This window comes from Pseudoalteromonas sp. SCSIO 43210, from assembly GCF_054133285.1.
The window spans coordinates 2,861,870-2,878,790 of record NZ_CP087225.1; the positions used below are offsets into that span (position 1 = coordinate 2,861,870).

Consider the following 16,921-nt stretch of genomic DNA (forward strand, 5'->3'; position numbering starts at 1 on the left):
AAGGCTGCTTAATTTAAGCAGCCTTTTTGTTAATATCGTTTTAGTTTACGTTTAAAATTTATACGTTGCAGATAGCCTTACACTTCTGGGGGTGCCCGGTTGAACCCACGCATCAGCAAATGAGTTAGTGTAATAGGTTTCATCAAACAGGTTATCTACCTCTGCACGCAAGCCAATTGCTTTGGTTACATCAACATCTATAAATGTACGTGCTGTTGAATAGCTTGGTAGCTCAAAATCGGTACCAAAAAAGCCGTTTCGAGAGTCTACATAAACTAAACCTGCGCCAAACTTAATTGCTTTGCCATATAACTCGGCTGATTTAACAAGCTGTAAACTAAGTTGATGCTTAGGAATATTTAATAAAGAACTACCCGCTTCAACGGTATAGCCAAAGTTAGCATCAAAAAATGAGTTTTCAATAGTTGCATCAACATACGCATACGATAGCCATAGGCTTACATCATCCGTTAGCTCACCGTTTATATCAATTTCTATGCCTTTGCTTTTTGCTTCGCCGATTGCGGCAAAAGTAAAGGCAGTAGGATCGTCAACCACCAGCATGTTGTCTTGTTCCACTTTAAACATCGCAATGGTGCCAAATAAAGCGCCATCGTTTAAAGTAAATTTAACCCCCAACTCTGTTGAAGTAGATTGATTTGGTTCAAACCCATCGCCATTTGTATCAGTGCCCGATAAAGGCCTAAAGTTTTCGCCATAAGCAGCATAAACAGATACAAACTCGCTCGCCTCATACACAACACCCAACTGGGGGCTAACACGTGACTCATTTTGTTTTGATTGCGTATCAGCTAAACGATTATTGAGTGTTTGTTCGTAATCATCAAAACGTACACCAACGCGAATATCAAGCTTATCGGTTAGGCTTATTTGGTCTTGTATAAATACACCTAACGACTCTTGAACTTCTAACTTATCGGTATTGGCCGTCGGCGTAGGTAACTCATACGCCCCATATACAGGATTAAAAACATTTATATACTGATCGCCACGAACACGAAGAACAAATTGATCATTTTCGAACTTATCAGAATCAACACCTACTATTAAGCGGTGTTCTAATCCTGCAACCTCTAAATTACCCGTCACTTCTGCTCTAAACACCTGATATTTTGCATCGTAATCACGGAAACGTCTAAAGCGATTTACCTCTGCATCAACTACACCCGCAAAACCGGTTTCGGTAGCAAACCCTTCAAGCGACGTATCACGGTAGTTAGCGCCCAGTAATACGCTCCAATTATCATTAAAGTCATGAATAAACTCCAATTGATGACCCAGTACGTCAGCCTCTATTGGACCATCACCTGGCTCACCTAAAAAGCGACTTTCAGGAATAAGCCCAAGCTCGCCATCTATTGCTAATACGCCTCTATCAAAAGGAACTTCTTGGTCGCTGTATTCAAGCTCATATATTAATTGGCTGTTGTCATTAATGTTCCATGTAATTGAAGGGCTAAAGCCCTTTTTTGTTGTTTCTATCGTATCTCGAAAACTTTTGGCATCTTCATAAAAACCAACCAGCCTAATTGCTACGTCGTCATTAAGGGGGGTTGTGTAATCTACATCAGCGCGGTAGGTATCAAAGCTTCCTACGCTTAGCTTTAGCTCGCCGCTCGTATCAAACGTTGGGCGTTTAGTTACTAAGTTTACCGTACCGCCAGGTTCACCACGGCCAAATAAAGCAGCACGTGGACCTTTTAACACCTCAACCGATTCAATACCCGACAAATCACGTGAGCCACCAAAGCCACGCCCGGCATTAAACCCATTAACAAGGTAGTTACTTGGTAAGTTTTCATCGCCGACAAAGCCACGTAGCGCAAAGCTATTCCAAAGTCCGCCAAAGTTATTTTGACGCGCTACCGACGCCGATAAATCAAGCGCTTGATTTAAATTTATCGCACCCGCGTTTTCAAGTGCTTCTAAATCTATTTTTAATTCTGACTGCGGCGTTTCTAAAGGGCTAAAATTTCCTTGATAAGCTTGGCGTGTTCCAGTAACAGCAAGCCTTTCAATAACACTCATATTTACACTATCAACTTGCTCACTTTTATCAGCTGCTATTACCTGACTGCTAAATAAACTCACTAAACATGTGCTTAAATAAGTAAGTTTCAGCCCTTTTTTATTAGTATTCATTATAAACCTTGTTAATTAGTTGACTCATAAATTTTATTTTAACTGAACGCCTATGACCTCAGGCTCATCCTTTTCATTCAGTATTGTTTTACTAAAACTAGGCATGTTGTTAAGCGCAGCTTTAGTGGGCTCACCTTTAATAAATAACCAAGGGTAGTAAAATTCCCTTAGGCATTTATGAAACCCTCGTATTTGATGCTCGTATCTAAATGCCGCTATTGCATCTGTTTTGGCTTTTCGCGTTAAGCTGCGTTGTAACAATAATGCAGGCGAAAACCACGATACCATTCCAGCTAACTGATACTTTTTGCGTGCTGCATCGCGGTACGCATGCGAAAGTTCAGCCGCTTTTTCATCCCCTACTTGTTGAAAGGCGTAATACCATTTCCACTCAAACTCGCTTTGCATATCAACATGATCTTTCCACTGTGGATTTGACGCTACAAAAGCATCCATTGTAATTTGTTTTGGTAAGTCCCATGCATCGTTAACCGCCTCTCGCTGGGTAAGTACAATTTCGCCACCTTTAGGTGAATGCACTATTTTGTTAATCGCTAAATCACCTAAAATAGGAATAATAAAAGCAACTAGCACCCATATACCTATTAAAGCGGAGGCAACACGCGGCGCACTACTTGCTTGCTTGCCCATCCAAATACAAAGTGCAGCCCAAAAAACTAGATAGGCAACACACATAGTTGTTATCAATAAAACATCATAAATTGAACTACCAGCTACATAAGCGCCACCATAGAATGGCAACATTAAACACACGAGTAATAAAATAAACCTCACCAATATGCGTGCGCCCCATAAAGCAAAGTAAGAGCTCGACGTTGTGACTAATAAATCGTAACGACCACTGGTACGTTCGTTGGCAAATAAATCATGGAACAGCAAAATCACTATCAGCGGTGCCAAAGCACTTAACACAAACGCAAAATCAATTTTACCTGCTTGGGCAAGCTCAGGGTTTTGCGCATCGCTTTCGTAAATTTGTCCCTCCAGAGCGAGTAAGTTTACGCGGTGTTTCCATGGGTAAATATCGCGTTCACCCAAAGCAGCAAACGCTAAATTTGAAGGCGCTGAATACGTTAAATGAAAAGTATAATAAGCCAACATACCTGCATCAGTTTGCTGCGTTTGCACATTTAATCGTTCGGTTAGATCAGCTGATTTTAAACGTTCAATAGTTTCGCGTTGCTGACTTACTTCACTCAACCCACTGATAACGGCAAAGGCAGACACAGCAAATGTACAAAGTAAAAGCACCACTAAATATTTTTGACGAAGTAAAAAGCCAAATTCTCGCTTGAGGTGTAAAAATAAATAGCTCATAACAAACGTTTCCCTACAAACTTAATACCGCCGGCCAACACTGCAATCCACAGTAATAGCTGTAAAAATGCAGATGTACTTCGCTGGGCTCGCACCAACGCACTATCGCTATGAAAGGTAAAGTTTTGCAGTATTTTCCAATTATCAGCGCTAACACGTGCTTTTTTAGTGGCTGCGGCATCAGCATTGCGGTTCATGTCGTCTTGGTAATCAAGTTCTTCAATATGAACTTTGTTAAGCCCTTGCACAAAATCAAAACGTAGCTGCTCGGTTTCGCGTAAAAAGCGATGATGCGTTTCTATACTTGTACCAACCACAATCATAGAGAGCGAGCGAATCGCTACCATTGGCGAAACCCAACCAAAATAACGCGATACCTGCGTTTGCTTAAGCTCAGCTTGCATACGTTGCTGGGCAAATTGATTAAGTACTTCAGTTTGCTTAGCCTCTGATTCGCTTGCCACTAACCCTCTAAAGTTTACCGGCAGCTCGTCAATGCTATTTACGTTGTACTTTTTAAGAAGTGACTGTTTAAATTGCTCAAAGGCAGGGTCGTTAGTGTTATGGCCATCGCCTAGCTTTCTAAGCTCGGCTTTTACAGCAAAATCTGTTTCTATTTTACCGGCAGATGGCACAACTATAGCTGCTGTCGTACTCGCTACGCGTGGCATAACAATACACAGTAAAATCCATACAAAGGCAAGTGCGGTAAAACTTCCACTGTTTTTACTAAACACACTAGAGGCCAGTAAAATAAGTAATACCCACACAGTTAAATATAAAGCGTAGCCAACAACAAAACTTACAACTGCCAGTAAGCTTTCATCTGTACCAAGTGTGAATAAAGCCGATACCGTAAGCGGAGTCAAAATTAAACCCACAACAGAAAGTAGCGCTAATCCTTTACCTGCAATTAGCGTTACACCCGATGTACCTTGCGATAACAAATACGAAAGCGTTTGCGATTCGCGCTCTCGGCTAATACCGCTGTAACCAATTAAAATCAGTAATAACGGCGCTAATGTTTGCACTATAAAGGCAGGCGTTAAACTGCCTAATTTAGTTAATGCAGTCCCTTGGCGACTATCTGCAAACATTGCGCTATTTTGTCTGTGCCCTTCTAAAAATATAGAGTTGCCTGTGTAAGCGTCAATACCGGGGTCGAGCGTACTAAGCGGCGCAGGCGTTCTAAACGCATAATGCCCGTAATGCACCATTCGGTGAGGATGTCGGTCGGGTTGATCAACAAAGCTTTTATCGCTTGTTGTTTGCAGTTCGTGCCTAGTATGGCTTAATTCCAGCATGGTAATGGCCGTTACAACTACCGAAGAAAGTGTGAGGATCAAACCAATAGCAAGCACAGTGACTGCCAATTTAGAGCGTAGCCAATAACGCCATTCATCCTTGGCTATTAGCACTACTTTTGAAACGTTGTTTATACTCATTAATTGCCTCGGCTCTTATAATCACCAAAGGCAGCATGAACTTGTTCGGTATTAATACGCCCATTCTCAGGGGCATTAAATTCTCCTACCAGCTCGCCATTTTTTAATAAACCAATGCGATTAGCAACTTGGCAAGCACCATAAACATCATGCGTTACCATTAAAATAGTCGCACCCGTTAATGCAAGTTCACGTACAAGTTGATTAAATTCATCAATAGCAACTGGATCAAGGCCTGAGGTTGGCTCATCAAGTAAAAAAATCGGTGCTTCACGCAGTATCGCAAGTGCAATCGCTGTTTTTTGTCTCATGCCTTTTGAATAAGTTTGCATGTTGCGATCCCACGCATCTTGTTGCAGTGCAACACGATTAAAAGCCGCGTTAATTTGCTCAAACGATTTTGTAATATCAGCGAGTGATAAAAAATATTCAACATTTTCACGAGCAGTTAAATGGGGATATAACGTAGCCGACTCTGGCAAATACGCGGTTTTACCTCGTACAAAATCAAGCGCTTTACTCACCTCTTTACCCACGACTTTTACAGAGCCTTTAGTGGGCTTATTAAAACCCAATAACGTTTTTAAGGTGCTAGATTTACCCGCACCATTTCCTCCTAGTAGCGCATAAACCTCACCTGACGCCACGCTGAAGCTTAAGTTTTTTAAAATGATGTTGTTTTTAATGCTAAAACTTAACGAGTCTACTTCAATAACTGCTTCGTTTTTAGTGGCTTGGGTCGTATTTGATGCTTTATTACGTGTTTGTTCCATACGTTGAGGTTCTATTGGTGATCTTTGATTAATTGCTGTTGATGTTGTCACATTCAAACTCTATTAAGGGGAAATTAGAATACCGTCAATGTTATACTATATCAAATACCAATTGCAACACTATAACATATTAATAGCTAACAATAGATACATCGTGCTGGGTTTAATTAACGAAAAGTTGTTCTATCCAAAATTACCATTTAGTGGAACAACTAAGCACGATAAAGAATAAGAATTGTAAAAAGCAGCAACTAATCAAAGTGATAAAACATATTTAAAGACCAATCTATAAAGAATAGTGAACAATAAACTTTTCAATTGTTAGAATGCCCACCTATTTTATTATCAAGAGATACAATGGCAAATTTCAATACTCATCTTAATACTGCCGTAATCATCACAGGCTTATGCTCTGCCACCTTATTATCTGCAGGCCATATTGATTTAAAGGGCGCACTCTGGTTATGGTTTTTAGGCTCAATTGGCGGCTTATTACCCGACATAGATTCAGATAACTCCACGTCACTCGATACTATTTTTAACTTATTTGCACTCAGCGCTGTATTACTGGTACTGCATTACATAACCACCAAGCTCATTATTGAAATTAGCTTTGTTGAGTTAATCGTAGTGCCCTTATTGGTTTACGGATTTATGAAATACATTATTAGACCCATTTTTGAATGGATCACAGTACACAGAGGTAGTTGCCACTCTTTACTATTTATACTGTTATGCGCGCTATTAACAACTCAAGTAACGTGGAAACTAAATGACCAATCAACTACACAAGCAGCCGTCTTTGCTTGGTTAACAGGTGGGTTTATTTTACTCGGCGGGTTAATTCATTTATTGCTGGATGAAATTTACAGTGTCGATTTAAGTAATGTCACCATTAAACGCTCTTTCGGCACTGCTTTAAAAATAGCTGACTTTGATAATAAATTAATTACGCTAGCTTCAATTATTGCCATTGCAGGTTTAATCTATGTTGCCCCTCCTACAAAGCAAACTATTACAGCGTTAAGTGACTGGTCTCATTTTACGTTTTTATCATAACGTTTTAAGTAATAAGCCGTTTAACCACATACTCAAGAGGCGCTGCGCTTTTAGACCACACATTGCTTGAATCAAAACGATTTTGCCAATTAAATTTTGATTCAAAAAGTCATAGCTTTAGGCTATTTTTTATTAATTAATACTTTTATAGGTTTACGTGAAATAATTAACTCGTTTTACCTGTCTTTTACCCAAGTATGAGAGCTATTACAGCTTTTAAAAGCATTAAATATAAAATTATAAGAGGTCCAAATGGAATTTACGAATAAACGCACCATCCTAATTACAGCATCTTTATTGTTGGTGTTAGCGATATCACAGGCTATTTTTTCTGCCCTTTACAGTGCTCAAATTAGCTTTTCAAGACAGTTTGCTTGGGGACTAGAAGCACTCGTTTTTACTTTACTTGTTGCCTTTGCGGGTTCTGCCATGGTCCAAGCAAAAAATTCTCAGCTGGGATGGTCGGCTATCGCGTTTAGTGCAGTACTTAACATAGTTCAGGTAAGCATTGGCCTAACTTTGTTTTCTACATTTGGAAAAGTTGCGGGTACCGTAGAAGGCGCACAACCTTTAATTGGTGGCGTGGTTTCTTTGTCTTTCATGATTTACTACGCAGCCAAAGTATTATTGGGATTAGCAGCACTTGTTTTTGGACTGTCTTTTATTGCTAAAGGTGGCAAAGCGATTGGAGGCCTTACAGCCTTAGCTGGCGGAGTTGCAATGTTAGCCAATGGTATTTTAATAACCTTTGGCCGTGATGGATTTCTCCCATCAGGTGTTGCTGGCGCTTCGGGCATGATTGCAACGTTACTTTTGGCGATATGCTTAATAAGCCTTTACCGTAAACAAGACTAAGGCTAATACCTTATTAGTAAGGTAGTTACTTAAATAAGTTATAAACATCGGCGTGTATTAGAGTGCTAATTCGCCGATGTTTTACGTTTAATGTGACAGCCATCTTATTTTTTAAGACTAATTCACAAAGTGGGTATGAGGCGCTGCGCTTTTAGAGGGGATAATAGATTGAATCAAAGTTTATATCGGTAGACGATTTCTTTAGATGTAAATGCTCAATCATTTTTTATAAATAACTTGGTAATATAATTTTTGCCGTTATCTTGGATATAATGTATTTCAACATAACCTCCATCAAAAATAACCTTATCGTTATATTTCCGGTTTGCAAAAAAATATGGCGCTGTTTGATAGTTATTATATTTAAAAAATACTCCTGACACTGAAAAAGTCTGTGTTCGACTTGCCCCTTCTTTTTCTACTAATTTTTCAATTTCGCCTGTTACAACTCTCTGCTCATGCGATTTTATTTTAGCTATATATTGCATTTTTGAATATAAAGAAGTTATAGAAACTAGATTGTAAAGAATAAAAATAAAAAATAAGACGAAGAAATTAAACTTAAAAAACCGTTTAATATATAAATCGTATAATTTTTTGAGCCTCCCAATAAAGATTAAACTTATAACTATAAAAAGCACATATGGCAAAAATTCAATGCTATTAAAGCTAATTGTTGTCTCGTAGTAGTTTTTCATCATATGCACTTAAAATGTCTCAACTTTTACACAAACTAACTAAACTAAACTAAACTAAACTAAACTAAACTAGACAGCCACTTTAATTGAACAAACAAAACAATGCCAAAAAATTCGCTCTTCAGGTTAAGAATTTATCTTTTATAACTGGGTCACTTTATTTCATCCGTTAAATAAGTCATTAGCCCTATTAAACCTAAATTACACGCATGAAAATAACTGCATAATGCAGTTGTGATTTATTACTGAATAGTTTTACTGAGTAGCTTAAGCTTTATGCAAGTAGCTTTTCGCAATTGCTAATATTTGATCGCCGTTTACGCTTTAAATTTTCACAGTAACTTGCTTGTGAGGCTGGCCTGCCTACTGCGCCATGAAATACGCGCGTAAATTGGGTTGTAAGCTTTAACCAGTTTTCTGGGGATATATTTAACCTTTCAAGCAAAGGAAGGTTCATATTATCAATATACCCGCGTTTATCCTCTCGTATTATTCGTCCTGTTAATTCAACAAGCTCAAGGTACGATTTAAGCTCAAACGGCAGCCCTTTTGGCATTGTTTGACGAGGCTTGCCTGCAAAGCGCAGTAGTGGTTTTGGTTGCTTACCTTCTTTTGCGTGTGTTATGCGTTGCTTGATGCTGGTATGGTTTGACTCTTCGGGCGTTTCTGCCATTTTTGCTCTAATGGGGTTTAAATCAACATAGGCCATACAGGCAGCAAGGGCTGCTTCATCTAATAATGCTTGAGACGTAAAGCGCCCCTCCCAAAAGCGGCCTGTGCAATTATCTTCTTTATTTGCTCTGCGGGCAATGTCTTCATTTAATAATCGCATAAACCAGCTGATACTGGATAGGCGCTCGCGGTAGTCATTTACTGTTTGATTGAAAAAGATGAGTTCGGCTTTACTTAGCTTTCCACCCTGTATGTATTTTTGCGTAAGTACAGTACCTTTACAGAGCTTATGCCAGCGAATGATAATCGCTTTATCGTTTAATCGATTCGCTTTTTTATCATCAACATACAGTACTAAGTGGGTGTGATTACTCATAACAGCGTAAGCACATACATCAATACAAAATACCTTCGCTAATTCAAGCAGCTTATCTTCAACCCACCCTCGTCGATGCTCGTAAGATTGACCAGTAAAACGGTCTTCGCCACATAAAAATGCACGGCGCACGCAACGCGAAATACAGTGATAGTATTTTGTATCAACCAAACTTACTTGACGCTTTCTTGCAATTGCCATAAGACACCCTGCTCGTTTTTTGCACTAACTAAAACGTAGTCCTAAATTTCGAAAAGAGCAAAATTTAGGATGGGTGTCATTGTTAATCGGTGTACGCGGCTGGGGACACTACTACCTAATAGCCAACGCTTATCAGCTAACGGTGGATTTAGATCACTGGATCCGCCGTAGGATAAGAATGTGCTACTGGCGGCAATGGCGTAAACCTCGCACCAAAGTACGCAGTTTAATGAAATTGGGTGTTAGCGAACGACTCGCCATAGCCTGTGGTATCACCAGTAAAGGCCCTTGTAGAAGCTCAAAAACAAAAGGAATTAACATTGCGCTAGGCAATGACTACTTAGCGTCACAAGGTTTAGTGTCATTGAGAGATATTTGGATCAATATTCATTACGGGAGATGAACCGCCCATTGCGGACCCGCATGATGGGTGGTGTAGGGGCTGGAGGTTAGAGACCTCCGGCTACCCGATTAGCACTACATACGCAAATGCCTGCTTATTTCATTTAACCAAGATAAAACTTCACCATCAAGGTCAATGTTACTTAAACGCTCAGGAGTCATATTATTTATAGCTCCTCGATTTAATCGTTTTTTAGCCTTACTTTCTTTTTGCCCTTGCTTTTTATCACTTACCTCATCCCAAGGAACGGTTGATTCTGAAGCTTCATGAACTGCTTGCGCAACTAAGGTTGGTACATCATCAAATGCTTGGAAATTTTCTGTCAAAGTAATTTCAAATTCCTCATTAATAGCCTCAAAATGAATATAGTTTTCCATTTCTCTTTTATTTGTAATAAATGAGCAACAATGATCTCCTCTTGCATTCACTCTGTCTGCTGCTGCTTGATACTTTGCTGCTTCAGGTGGTTCAATATCTCTATCTAAAACATGTACTTCTGGAACCTGTAGCCCCTCAAGTCTATTCGTCCATAGTTCCAATGTGGAACCACCCATTGGTATATAAACCAATTCACCATTCTGCTCCGCTAGTCTTAGATCGACAATATTGTCATCTGTAGCTGAAAGACAAGCTGATATATTACTCAGGTATTCAATGTCATTAGGTCCTTCTACGCCAACAAACACTTTTATGTTGTGGTTGGCAAACATACCGAGACTATCTTTGATCTTAAGAAATGTATTTTCATCATTATCTGCAAGTAGTCTTGTACCATCTTCAGCTTTATCAAGAAAACGTATAGAGTCTCGATCTATTCTCCCTGCTAAAATCGGGTTGTGTGTAGTAAAAATAACTTGATGATTATCTTCTAGTGAAAGCTCCTTCAAAGCATCAAGTAACAACAATTGGTTATTAGGGTGTTGAGATGTTTCTGGTTCTTCAATAGCAAAAATAACATCTTGAACATCTCTTTCACTTGCTAACTGTTCTGCTTTTGCTCTAAAGAAGTTAATTAAAAAAAGTCGTCTAACACCACTGCCACGTTTATTTAAAGGGATTTGATCTTCATTGGTTAGTGAAACAGAAAACACTTTACTCCAATTGAAGTTTGAAAAGTTTGGATTGAGTTGACTCGCTAATTCAGGGTCCATTTCCCTAATTTTGTCTATAGTTAAGTTAGTAACTTCTTCAACTTGCCTTTGTACAAACTCACCTATAGCATCTAAATCCACTGATTTTTCTTTAAGCGCTTCTTTAATTGCAAACTTTATAGGATCTTGAGCTTCTGCATCCTGATCTGAACTTGGTCTATCAGATTTAAATAATTGAAATAAAGGTAAGATGTTCTGTAGTGGTTTCCAGATTTTGGCTTTAATTTCAAGTTCTACCACTTCTTTTGATAGAGCATTCACAGGAACACTTGACCAGATAGCATGGCGTAAAGCTGACTTGATGGTTTGATTTACATCATCAAGTTCAATTTCTAACTGTCTTGCTCTACTACGCAACTGTGTTACTGATAGCGAAAATAAATCGTTAAAATTTTCTGCTGTTGGATGAACAGCATTCAGGTAGATTTCTTCACATTTTAATGCTGCGCCAGAATATACTCTTCTAATTTCAAGCTTGCTTTCTGAATTTAATAGATGTTCGTTTAATGGAGAAATTAAATTATCTGTATCTATTATCAAACTTTCAGGGATATCTCCAAACACACAAGTTATTTCAACATTATCGCTATTCCTTAACCCTGAAGAACGATCACCAGACTCAAGCCTGTCTGAGTTAAAAAAAGCATCAACGGCTTCAAGCACGCTAGACTTACCAACATCATTTTTTGCGATTAACGCTGTAAGTTCTGTGACAGGAATAGTTATTTCTTCTCTATAACAACGAAAATTTTTAATCTTAATTTTTTCAAGTTTCATCCAATGAATCCTATAAATATTTGGAGGTTAACAGCAGACTATGATTGGTAGTGCTAACAGTTTATTGAATCCCACTTTGGTGGGTTATAACACCCAAAAACGGCGTATATTACATTGTTCGATATTTACACTAAATAACTAGTAAGAACTAACTACAAGGGTTATTTAATGGCCTTCGTTATTTAACCCCATAACGACTTTTAATAATGTTATGGGGCAAATTGCGTACCACTGTATTTTTATACAGCGAACAGTAAAACCTATCTTAAACTTAACATTTAACTAATCGAGTTATAAAATTACCACTCATTTTCAAACCTTGTATCACTCTCGCAAGGTTTTCCATCGCCATCCCCATCCATTTTTGTATTAGGGCAATTATTAATAAAAAATACAGCCTCTTCGCGTGAGCGCATTTCAGTACAATATTGCCTGCCATCACACGTAAAATTTTGCGTGTTTTTAGGAATAACGACTTTTGGGTATTGCTCGTCAAAGGTGGCTAAGTCTGCGTTAGTAATAACGGGAGTGTGGTTATTAAATTGCTCGTTACTTTGATAATGGGTGTATTTATTTACTGCGACAAAGCCAAGCACGGCGATAATGCTAATTGAGGCAACTTTGCCTAAAAAGCTACTGGCAAAATTAGATTTGGCAATGCGATGCGGCTGGTTATTGTTTTTTTGGTTAGGTGCTTTTAGTAATTTAAGCTCTGCAACGCCTTCTATGCGGCAGTTAACTGCTTTGCTTTTACCGTCGGACTGTGTTGCAACGTCAAAGTAAATAGTGTCGCCAACTTTTGGCTTGCGGCTCATGTGTTTGAGCGCTGATATGTGTATAAATGTGTCGTGCTCTAGGATGTCTGATTTAATAAAACCAAAACCTTTGTCGGTTTTCCACGACTTTAACAATCCTTTGTTCATTTATCCACCTGTTCTGCTTAAGCTGCGATTTACGCAAATTCCATTTAGTTAACACTTGTTATTATACGTTCCAGAATTAAAACCATGCAACAAGTAATATTATTTACAGTTATTTTAAATCTTCAAATTATTGGTATTTGTCACCGATTAAATAGCTAAAAAACATCTTTTAACGCAGTTTTAGAGCCACTGTTATTGTGCGCTATTACACTAAAACTGCCGTCTGTTTCGAGCACGACTGCGGCTACATCTTCAATGGCTAATATGCCTGCACCACGAATAGCAGCGCGAATTTCTGATTTAGTTACCCGCTGCGATTTAAGTGCAGCAGCGCAGTATTCACCATCACTCATTAAAAACGTGGGCTCTGCTTTTATAAGTGCTGCAAATTTTGACGAGCGCACACTAAGCCACGTAATAATATATTGCAGCCCTATTAATACGACAAAGGCAAGTATGCCCTCAGCTAACGGAACACTTTTTGAAATAATAACAGACGCCAATATAGAGCCCAGCGCAATGGTGACTATAAAATCGAACACGTTCCACTTTGAAAGCGTACGTTTACCCGATATACGTAGCCAAAACACCAGTGCAATATAACCCAGTACACCTATTGTAAGTACACGTAATAAGCCCTGAATATCATCGTAAAACATAGTGGCTCCTTGTATTTAAAATTACTTATAGCGTTTAGTTAAACCGTACACGCATACAAATTAAAACTATATGAATAAAAGGGTAAGTAATGAGTTAAAGCAGTTTAAATTTAACTTATGGTTGATTATGATAGCTTAAGCATTATATCTCTATTTTCGCTTCTTAATTTATACAAAGGATTACCATGTCTAGCTATAACGAATCTCCAGAGCAAATTGAACAAGCCACTAAAGGCTATGTGATGCAGCAAACTATGTTGCGTATTAAAGATCCCAAACCGTCGCTCGAATTTTATCAAAATGTATTAGGTATGAAGCTGTTAGGTAAGTATGACTTTCCTGAAATGAAGTTTACATTGTACTTTTTAGGCTACGAGCCAGAGCAGCCAGAAGGTGATGATAAAACCAAAGCTAAATGGGTATTTGGTCGCCCTGCACTCATTGAGCTTACCCATAACTGGGGCACAGAAAACGACGACAGCTTTGAGGGCTACCACAGCGGTAACCAAGAACCTAAAGGCTTTGGTCACATTGGTATTAGTGTACCCGATGTATACGCAGCCAGTGAACGCTTTGCAAAGTACGATGTAGAATTTGTGAAAAAGCCAGACGATGGCTCAATGAAGGGCTTAGCATTTATAAAAGACCCTGACGGCTACTGGATAGAAATACTCTCACCAGAAGGCATTACCGATATTATTTTTGGTAAATAACCAGCTTACTACACACTAAAAAGCCAGCTATTACGCTGGCTTTTGTGTTTGTAAATAAGAGTTACCTTATTTACGTAGTGCGTCTATTCGCGCATCAAGCGGTGGGTGCGATGAAAACAGCTCAGCAACACCTTTGCCACTTGCAATACCAAAGGCCATCATTGAGCCTTCTAATTGCGAAGGATGGTTTTGCTTTAATCGCTCAAGGGCTGATCGCATTTTGTCAGCACCTACCAATTTAGCTGCGCCGCTGTCGGCTGCAAATTCACGCTTACGGCTGTAACTTGCCACCACTATGCTTGCAAGCACACCAAATAATACTTGGAATAACATATCGAATAAGAAGTATGTCCAGCTACTGCCGCCCTCTTCCTCATCGCCACTTAAAAAGTTGTCAACTATGCCTGCCAGTACTTTTGCGGCAAATATTACAAAGGTGTTTACCACGCCTTGTATTAGCGTAAGCGTTACCATGTCGCCGTTAGCCACGTGCGATACTTCGTGGGCAAGTACGGCTTCGGCCTGATCTTTGGTCATGTTGTGCATTAAGCCTGTGCTTACTGCCACTAATGAGTTGTTTTTACTTGGGCCCGTTGCAAACGCGTTCATTTCTGGGCTGTCGTAAATAGCCACTTCTGGCATTTTAATGCCTGCTTTTTGTGCTTGCGCAGATACCGTTTGTACAAGCCAATGTTCGGTTTCGTTTCGAGGCTGCGTAATTACATGCGCGCCTGTTGATTTTTTAGCGATCCATTTCGACATAAATAACGAAATAAACGATCCACCAAAACCAAATACGGTGGCTATAAGTAAAATTCCGCCTAGGCTACGATGGCTTAAGCCCAGCGCACTCATTATTATTGAAAGCACTACACCTAATACCAACATAACCGCTAGGTTAGTTAATAAAAACAAAAATATACGTTTCATATTGTCCTCACAAAAATAGGTTTGATCACCGAACATAAAATTAAATTAGGTTAAAGCAATCACTGCGCTATGACACACTATGTCATAACGTTAACGCTATTCTGTGACAAACTATGTCATAACACAAGTGTTATTTATGTGTTTATTGATAATTTTTTTAGAAAGCGTTTTACAGCAAATTTAAGTATGAGGTTTACTTATAGATCAGCTTTTTACAAGCTGTTATTTAGCTCTGCCATATCAATTGGAAAACCACGCTCGTGTGCCAACATGTGTGCAACTTCGTCAATTTTGTCACCGCTATTATGTTTAAGATACGACCATTGGTGTGTACTACGGTGATAATTTACAGCAGGATCGCTGCTTATTATTCCTAATTTTATAAACTCACCCACTATTTGATCTGCCGCTATTAACGTTGACGATGCTTTAACATTTTCGGCCCGTGCATAATTAATATGCGAATATAAACTTACATCGGCTACGCGCAAAGTGTCGTCATCCCCTGGGATTTGTTGCCCGCCAAACAAGGCATTATTTTGTGTGCTAGCAGTTTTAAATGCAGGGACAAACTCGGCTACATACTCAATTGCTGTTTGGGTGCGTGTTTGCAAAGCTCCTTCATCCCAGCCATTTTTAATACAGTGCAGGTATTTATTGGGAATTTTAGGCTGTGCGCTCATTGGCGTTGCATCAGCTAAGCCATCATTAAACAATGTAATGTTGTTAGTCATACCATGTATTTGAAAATACCCGTTAGGGTAAGGCGTTAGTTGCGCCATACCTTCTGGCGTACCACGGTTACCATAAATAATTATTTCGGGTATTTGCCCACCAGCACCTTGCCAATGAGTAATGTAAGAGGCTTTAAATTCGACCATGCGTTTTACATCTACACCAACCAGGTCGTCAATAATACCGGTTTGAAAACCACACGCATTAATTAGGTAATCTACCTCAATGGTTTGTGTATCAGATTGTTCATCAAGGCTTGGCTCTGATTGGTATTCAATGCACCACTTATGTGTTTGCTTATCTTTATTGGTATTTATAACTGGCGATACATTTTTAACACTGGTGCTTGTTAAAACATGAGCGTGTTTGTACTGTGCAAGGGCGAGTTGTGCACTGGCCGATAAACGAAATATATTCCAACCATATTCTTGTGCAACTATGAGCGGGAACTTTAACTTATCTAAATCTAAATGCTTAGCCACGGGTATCATCCACTCATCTAACGACGTGGGCTTGGCTACTTGTTTTTGTTTAGCAAGCTTTAGCATTTGCTCATAACTATATAACTGATAATAATGCTCTGGCTCGCCTAATACTTTATTAGCGCTGTCTTGCTCTACAAGCTCGCTGTAGGCTTGTGTTAATTTATTTAAACGCGGAAATAAATCCTCCGGGGCGTCGTCATCGCGCTTAGGCACTGCAAATACTGTGGGGCGAACATCGATGGTGTGAGGATAAAGGCGCGCAATATCTATACATTGCTTGAGTAAATCTATGCAGTCTTCGTCGGGTATTTCGCGATATAAGTTGCCACCTGCATGCAAATGGCACATTGGTGGGCCATCAATTAACGACTTTTTCTTTTCAAGTACATAAGTCTCTAACCCTAACGCAGCAAGCCTAATGGCTATTGTGGCGCCAGCTGTGCCCCCACCTATTATACCTACGCGTTTTTTAGGTAAGCCATAGTTTAGTGCTTTTGGCTCAGCGCTTACGTGCGCATCTGGGGCGTAGCTTTCAATAAATGGGTGCGTCATATAGTCGTTATGT

At 39.2% G+C, this 16,921-nt stretch carries 14 protein-coding genes and 1 pseudogene; 4 read left to right on the forward strand and 11 right to left on the reverse strand.

Annotated features, from left to right (window positions below; genetic code table 11):
- Nucleotides 1–51 precede the first annotated feature (51 nt).
- Genes LOS73_RS12265 through LOS73_RS12280 form a run of 4 tightly spaced genes read right to left on the reverse strand, consistent with a single transcriptional unit; the run spans nucleotide 52 to nucleotide 5,719 of the window.
- Nucleotides 52–2,163 carry a TonB-dependent siderophore receptor gene (locus LOS73_RS12265; RefSeq protein ID WP_457933747.1) on the reverse strand — a complete coding sequence of 704 codons (2,112 nt, stop codon included), beginning with the start codon at nucleotides 2,161–2,163 and terminating at the stop codon, nucleotides 52–54.
- 33 nt (nucleotides 2,164–2,196) lie between these two features.
- Nucleotides 2,197–3,501, reverse strand: a complete 1,305-nt coding sequence (locus LOS73_RS12270; RefSeq protein ID WP_007377180.1) for a DUF3526 domain-containing protein — start codon at nucleotides 3,499–3,501, stop codon at nucleotides 2,197–2,199.
- Nucleotides 3,498–4,946 carry an ABC transporter permease gene (locus tag LOS73_RS12275; protein ID WP_457933748.1) on the reverse strand — a complete coding sequence of 483 codons (1,449 nt, stop codon included), beginning with the start codon at nucleotides 4,944–4,946 and terminating at the stop codon, nucleotides 3,498–3,500. The genes LOS73_RS12270 and LOS73_RS12275 overlap by 4 nt, the downstream gene beginning before the upstream one ends.
- Complete coding sequence (locus LOS73_RS12280; protein ID WP_457934964.1) at nucleotides 4,946–5,719, reverse strand: ABC transporter ATP-binding protein; 774 nt, start codon at nucleotides 5,717–5,719, stop codon at nucleotides 4,946–4,948. The genes LOS73_RS12275 and LOS73_RS12280 overlap by 1 nt, the downstream gene beginning before the upstream one ends.
- Nucleotides 5,720–6,076: 357 nt before the next feature.
- Between LOS73_RS12280 and LOS73_RS12285 the strand changes: the two genes are divergently transcribed.
- Nucleotides 6,077–6,778: a metal-dependent hydrolase gene (locus LOS73_RS12285; protein ID WP_033039098.1), complete on the forward strand. Its 702-nt coding sequence runs from the start codon at nucleotides 6,077–6,079 to the stop codon at nucleotides 6,776–6,778.
- A 252-nt stretch (nucleotides 6,779–7,030) separates the two neighbouring features.
- Nucleotides 7,031–7,633 (forward strand): hypothetical protein, encoded by a 603-nt coding sequence (locus LOS73_RS12290; protein ID WP_007377184.1) that lies wholly within the window; start codon nucleotides 7,031–7,033, stop codon nucleotides 7,631–7,633.
- A 215-nt stretch (nucleotides 7,634–7,848) separates the two neighbouring features.
- Here the strand turns inward: LOS73_RS12290 and LOS73_RS12295 are convergent, their stop codons facing one another.
- Nucleotides 7,849–8,121: a hypothetical protein gene (locus tag LOS73_RS12295; protein WP_457933749.1), complete on the reverse strand. Its 273-nt coding sequence runs from the start codon at nucleotides 8,119–8,121 to the stop codon at nucleotides 7,849–7,851.
- A 484-nt stretch (nucleotides 8,122–8,605) separates the two neighbouring features.
- Entirely contained in the window at nucleotides 8,606–9,580 is a 975-nt protein-coding gene (locus LOS73_RS12300; RefSeq protein ID WP_033039090.1) for a transposase, read from the reverse strand.
- A gap of 91 nt (nucleotides 9,581–9,671) precedes the next feature.
- Between LOS73_RS12300 and LOS73_RS12305 the strand changes: the two are divergent.
- Nucleotides 9,672–9,983: pseudogene (locus LOS73_RS12305) on the forward strand (group II intron maturase-specific domain-containing protein); the annotation flags it as partial.
- A 74-nt stretch (nucleotides 9,984–10,057) separates the two neighbouring features.
- On the opposite strand, the gene LOS73_RS12310 reads toward LOS73_RS12305, so the two are convergent.
- From LOS73_RS12310 to LOS73_RS12320, 3 genes are all read right to left on the reverse strand, one after another.
- Entirely contained in the window at nucleotides 10,058–11,911 is a 1,854-nt protein-coding gene (locus tag LOS73_RS12310) for an ATP-binding protein (RefSeq protein ID WP_033039086.1), read from the reverse strand.
- A 299-nt stretch (nucleotides 11,912–12,210) separates the two neighbouring features.
- The gene (locus tag LOS73_RS12315; protein WP_457933751.1) at nucleotides 12,211–12,834 is read right to left on the reverse strand and encodes a cold shock domain-containing protein; all 624 of its coding nucleotides are present in this window, start codon (nucleotides 12,832–12,834) and stop codon (nucleotides 12,211–12,213) included.
- 155 nt (nucleotides 12,835–12,989) lie between these two features.
- Complete coding sequence (locus LOS73_RS12320; protein ID WP_149604887.1) at nucleotides 12,990–13,493, reverse strand: DUF421 domain-containing protein; 504 nt, start codon at nucleotides 13,491–13,493, stop codon at nucleotides 12,990–12,992.
- A 185-nt stretch (nucleotides 13,494–13,678) separates the two neighbouring features.
- Here LOS73_RS12320 and gloA point away from each other — a divergent pair, with 185 nt between their 5' ends.
- The gene (gene gloA, locus LOS73_RS12325; RefSeq protein WP_008133768.1) at nucleotides 13,679–14,206 is read left to right on the forward strand and encodes a lactoylglutathione lyase; all 528 of its coding nucleotides are present in this window, start codon (nucleotides 13,679–13,681) and stop codon (nucleotides 14,204–14,206) included.
- Nucleotides 14,207–14,272: 66 nt separating this feature from the next.
- On the opposite strand, the gene htpX is transcribed toward gloA, so the two are convergent.
- Both htpX and LOS73_RS12335 read right to left on the reverse strand, forming a co-directional pair.
- The gene (gene htpX, locus LOS73_RS12330; RefSeq protein ID WP_149614198.1) at nucleotides 14,273–15,136 is read right to left on the reverse strand and encodes a protease HtpX; all 864 of its coding nucleotides are present in this window, start codon (nucleotides 15,134–15,136) and stop codon (nucleotides 14,273–14,275) included.
- A 212-nt stretch (nucleotides 15,137–15,348) separates the two neighbouring features.
- The gene (locus LOS73_RS12335; RefSeq protein WP_457933752.1) at nucleotides 15,349–16,908 is read right to left on the reverse strand and encodes an FAD-dependent oxidoreductase; all 1,560 of its coding nucleotides are present in this window, start codon (nucleotides 16,906–16,908) and stop codon (nucleotides 15,349–15,351) included.
- Nucleotides 16,909–16,921: the final 13 nt, after the last annotated feature.

Excerpts from the sequence above, each read along its gene's own strand:
- gloA (WP_008133768.1), top strand. The coding sequence starts at position 13,679 with ATGTCTAGCTATAACGAATCTCCAGAGCAAATTGAACAAGCCACTAAA.
- LOS73_RS12335 (WP_457933752.1), bottom strand. The coding sequence starts at position 16,908 with ATGACGCACCCATTTATTGAAAGCTACGCCCCAGATGCGCACGTAAGC.
- LOS73_RS12315 (WP_457933751.1), bottom strand. The coding sequence starts at position 12,834 with ATGAACAAAGGATTGTTAAAGTCGTGGAAAACCGACAAAGGTTTTGGT.
- LOS73_RS12285 (WP_033039098.1), top strand. The coding sequence starts at position 6,077 with ATGGCAAATTTCAATACTCATCTTAATACTGCCGTAATCATCACAGGC.
- LOS73_RS12290 (WP_007377184.1), top strand. The coding sequence starts at position 7,031 with ATGGAATTTACGAATAAACGCACCATCCTAATTACAGCATCTTTATTG.
- LOS73_RS12320 (WP_149604887.1), bottom strand. The coding sequence starts at position 13,493 with ATGTTTTACGATGATATTCAGGGCTTATTACGTGTACTTACAATAGGT.
- LOS73_RS12275 (WP_457933748.1), bottom strand. The coding sequence starts at position 4,946 with ATGAGTATAAACAACGTTTCAAAAGTAGTGCTAATAGCCAAGGATGAA.
- LOS73_RS12280 (WP_457934964.1), bottom strand. The coding sequence starts at position 5,719 with ATGGAACAAACACGTAATAAAGCATCAAATACGACCCAAGCCACTAAA.
- LOS73_RS12300 (WP_033039090.1), bottom strand. The coding sequence starts at position 9,580 with ATGGCAATTGCAAGAAAGCGTCAAGTAAGTTTGGTTGATACAAAATAC.
- LOS73_RS12270 (WP_007377180.1), bottom strand. The coding sequence starts at position 3,501 with ATGAGCTATTTATTTTTACACCTCAAGCGAGAATTTGGCTTTTTACTT.
- LOS73_RS12310 (WP_033039086.1), bottom strand. The coding sequence starts at position 11,911 with ATGAAACTTGAAAAAATTAAGATTAAAAATTTTCGTTGTTATAGAGAA.
- LOS73_RS12265 (WP_457933747.1), bottom strand. The coding sequence starts at position 2,163 with ATGAATACTAATAAAAAAGGGCTGAAACTTACTTATTTAAGCACATGT.
- LOS73_RS12295 (WP_457933749.1), bottom strand. The coding sequence starts at position 8,121 with ATGCAATATATAGCTAAAATAAAATCGCATGAGCAGAGAGTTGTAACA.
- htpX (WP_149614198.1), bottom strand. The coding sequence starts at position 15,136 with ATGAAACGTATATTTTTGTTTTTATTAACTAACCTAGCGGTTATGTTG.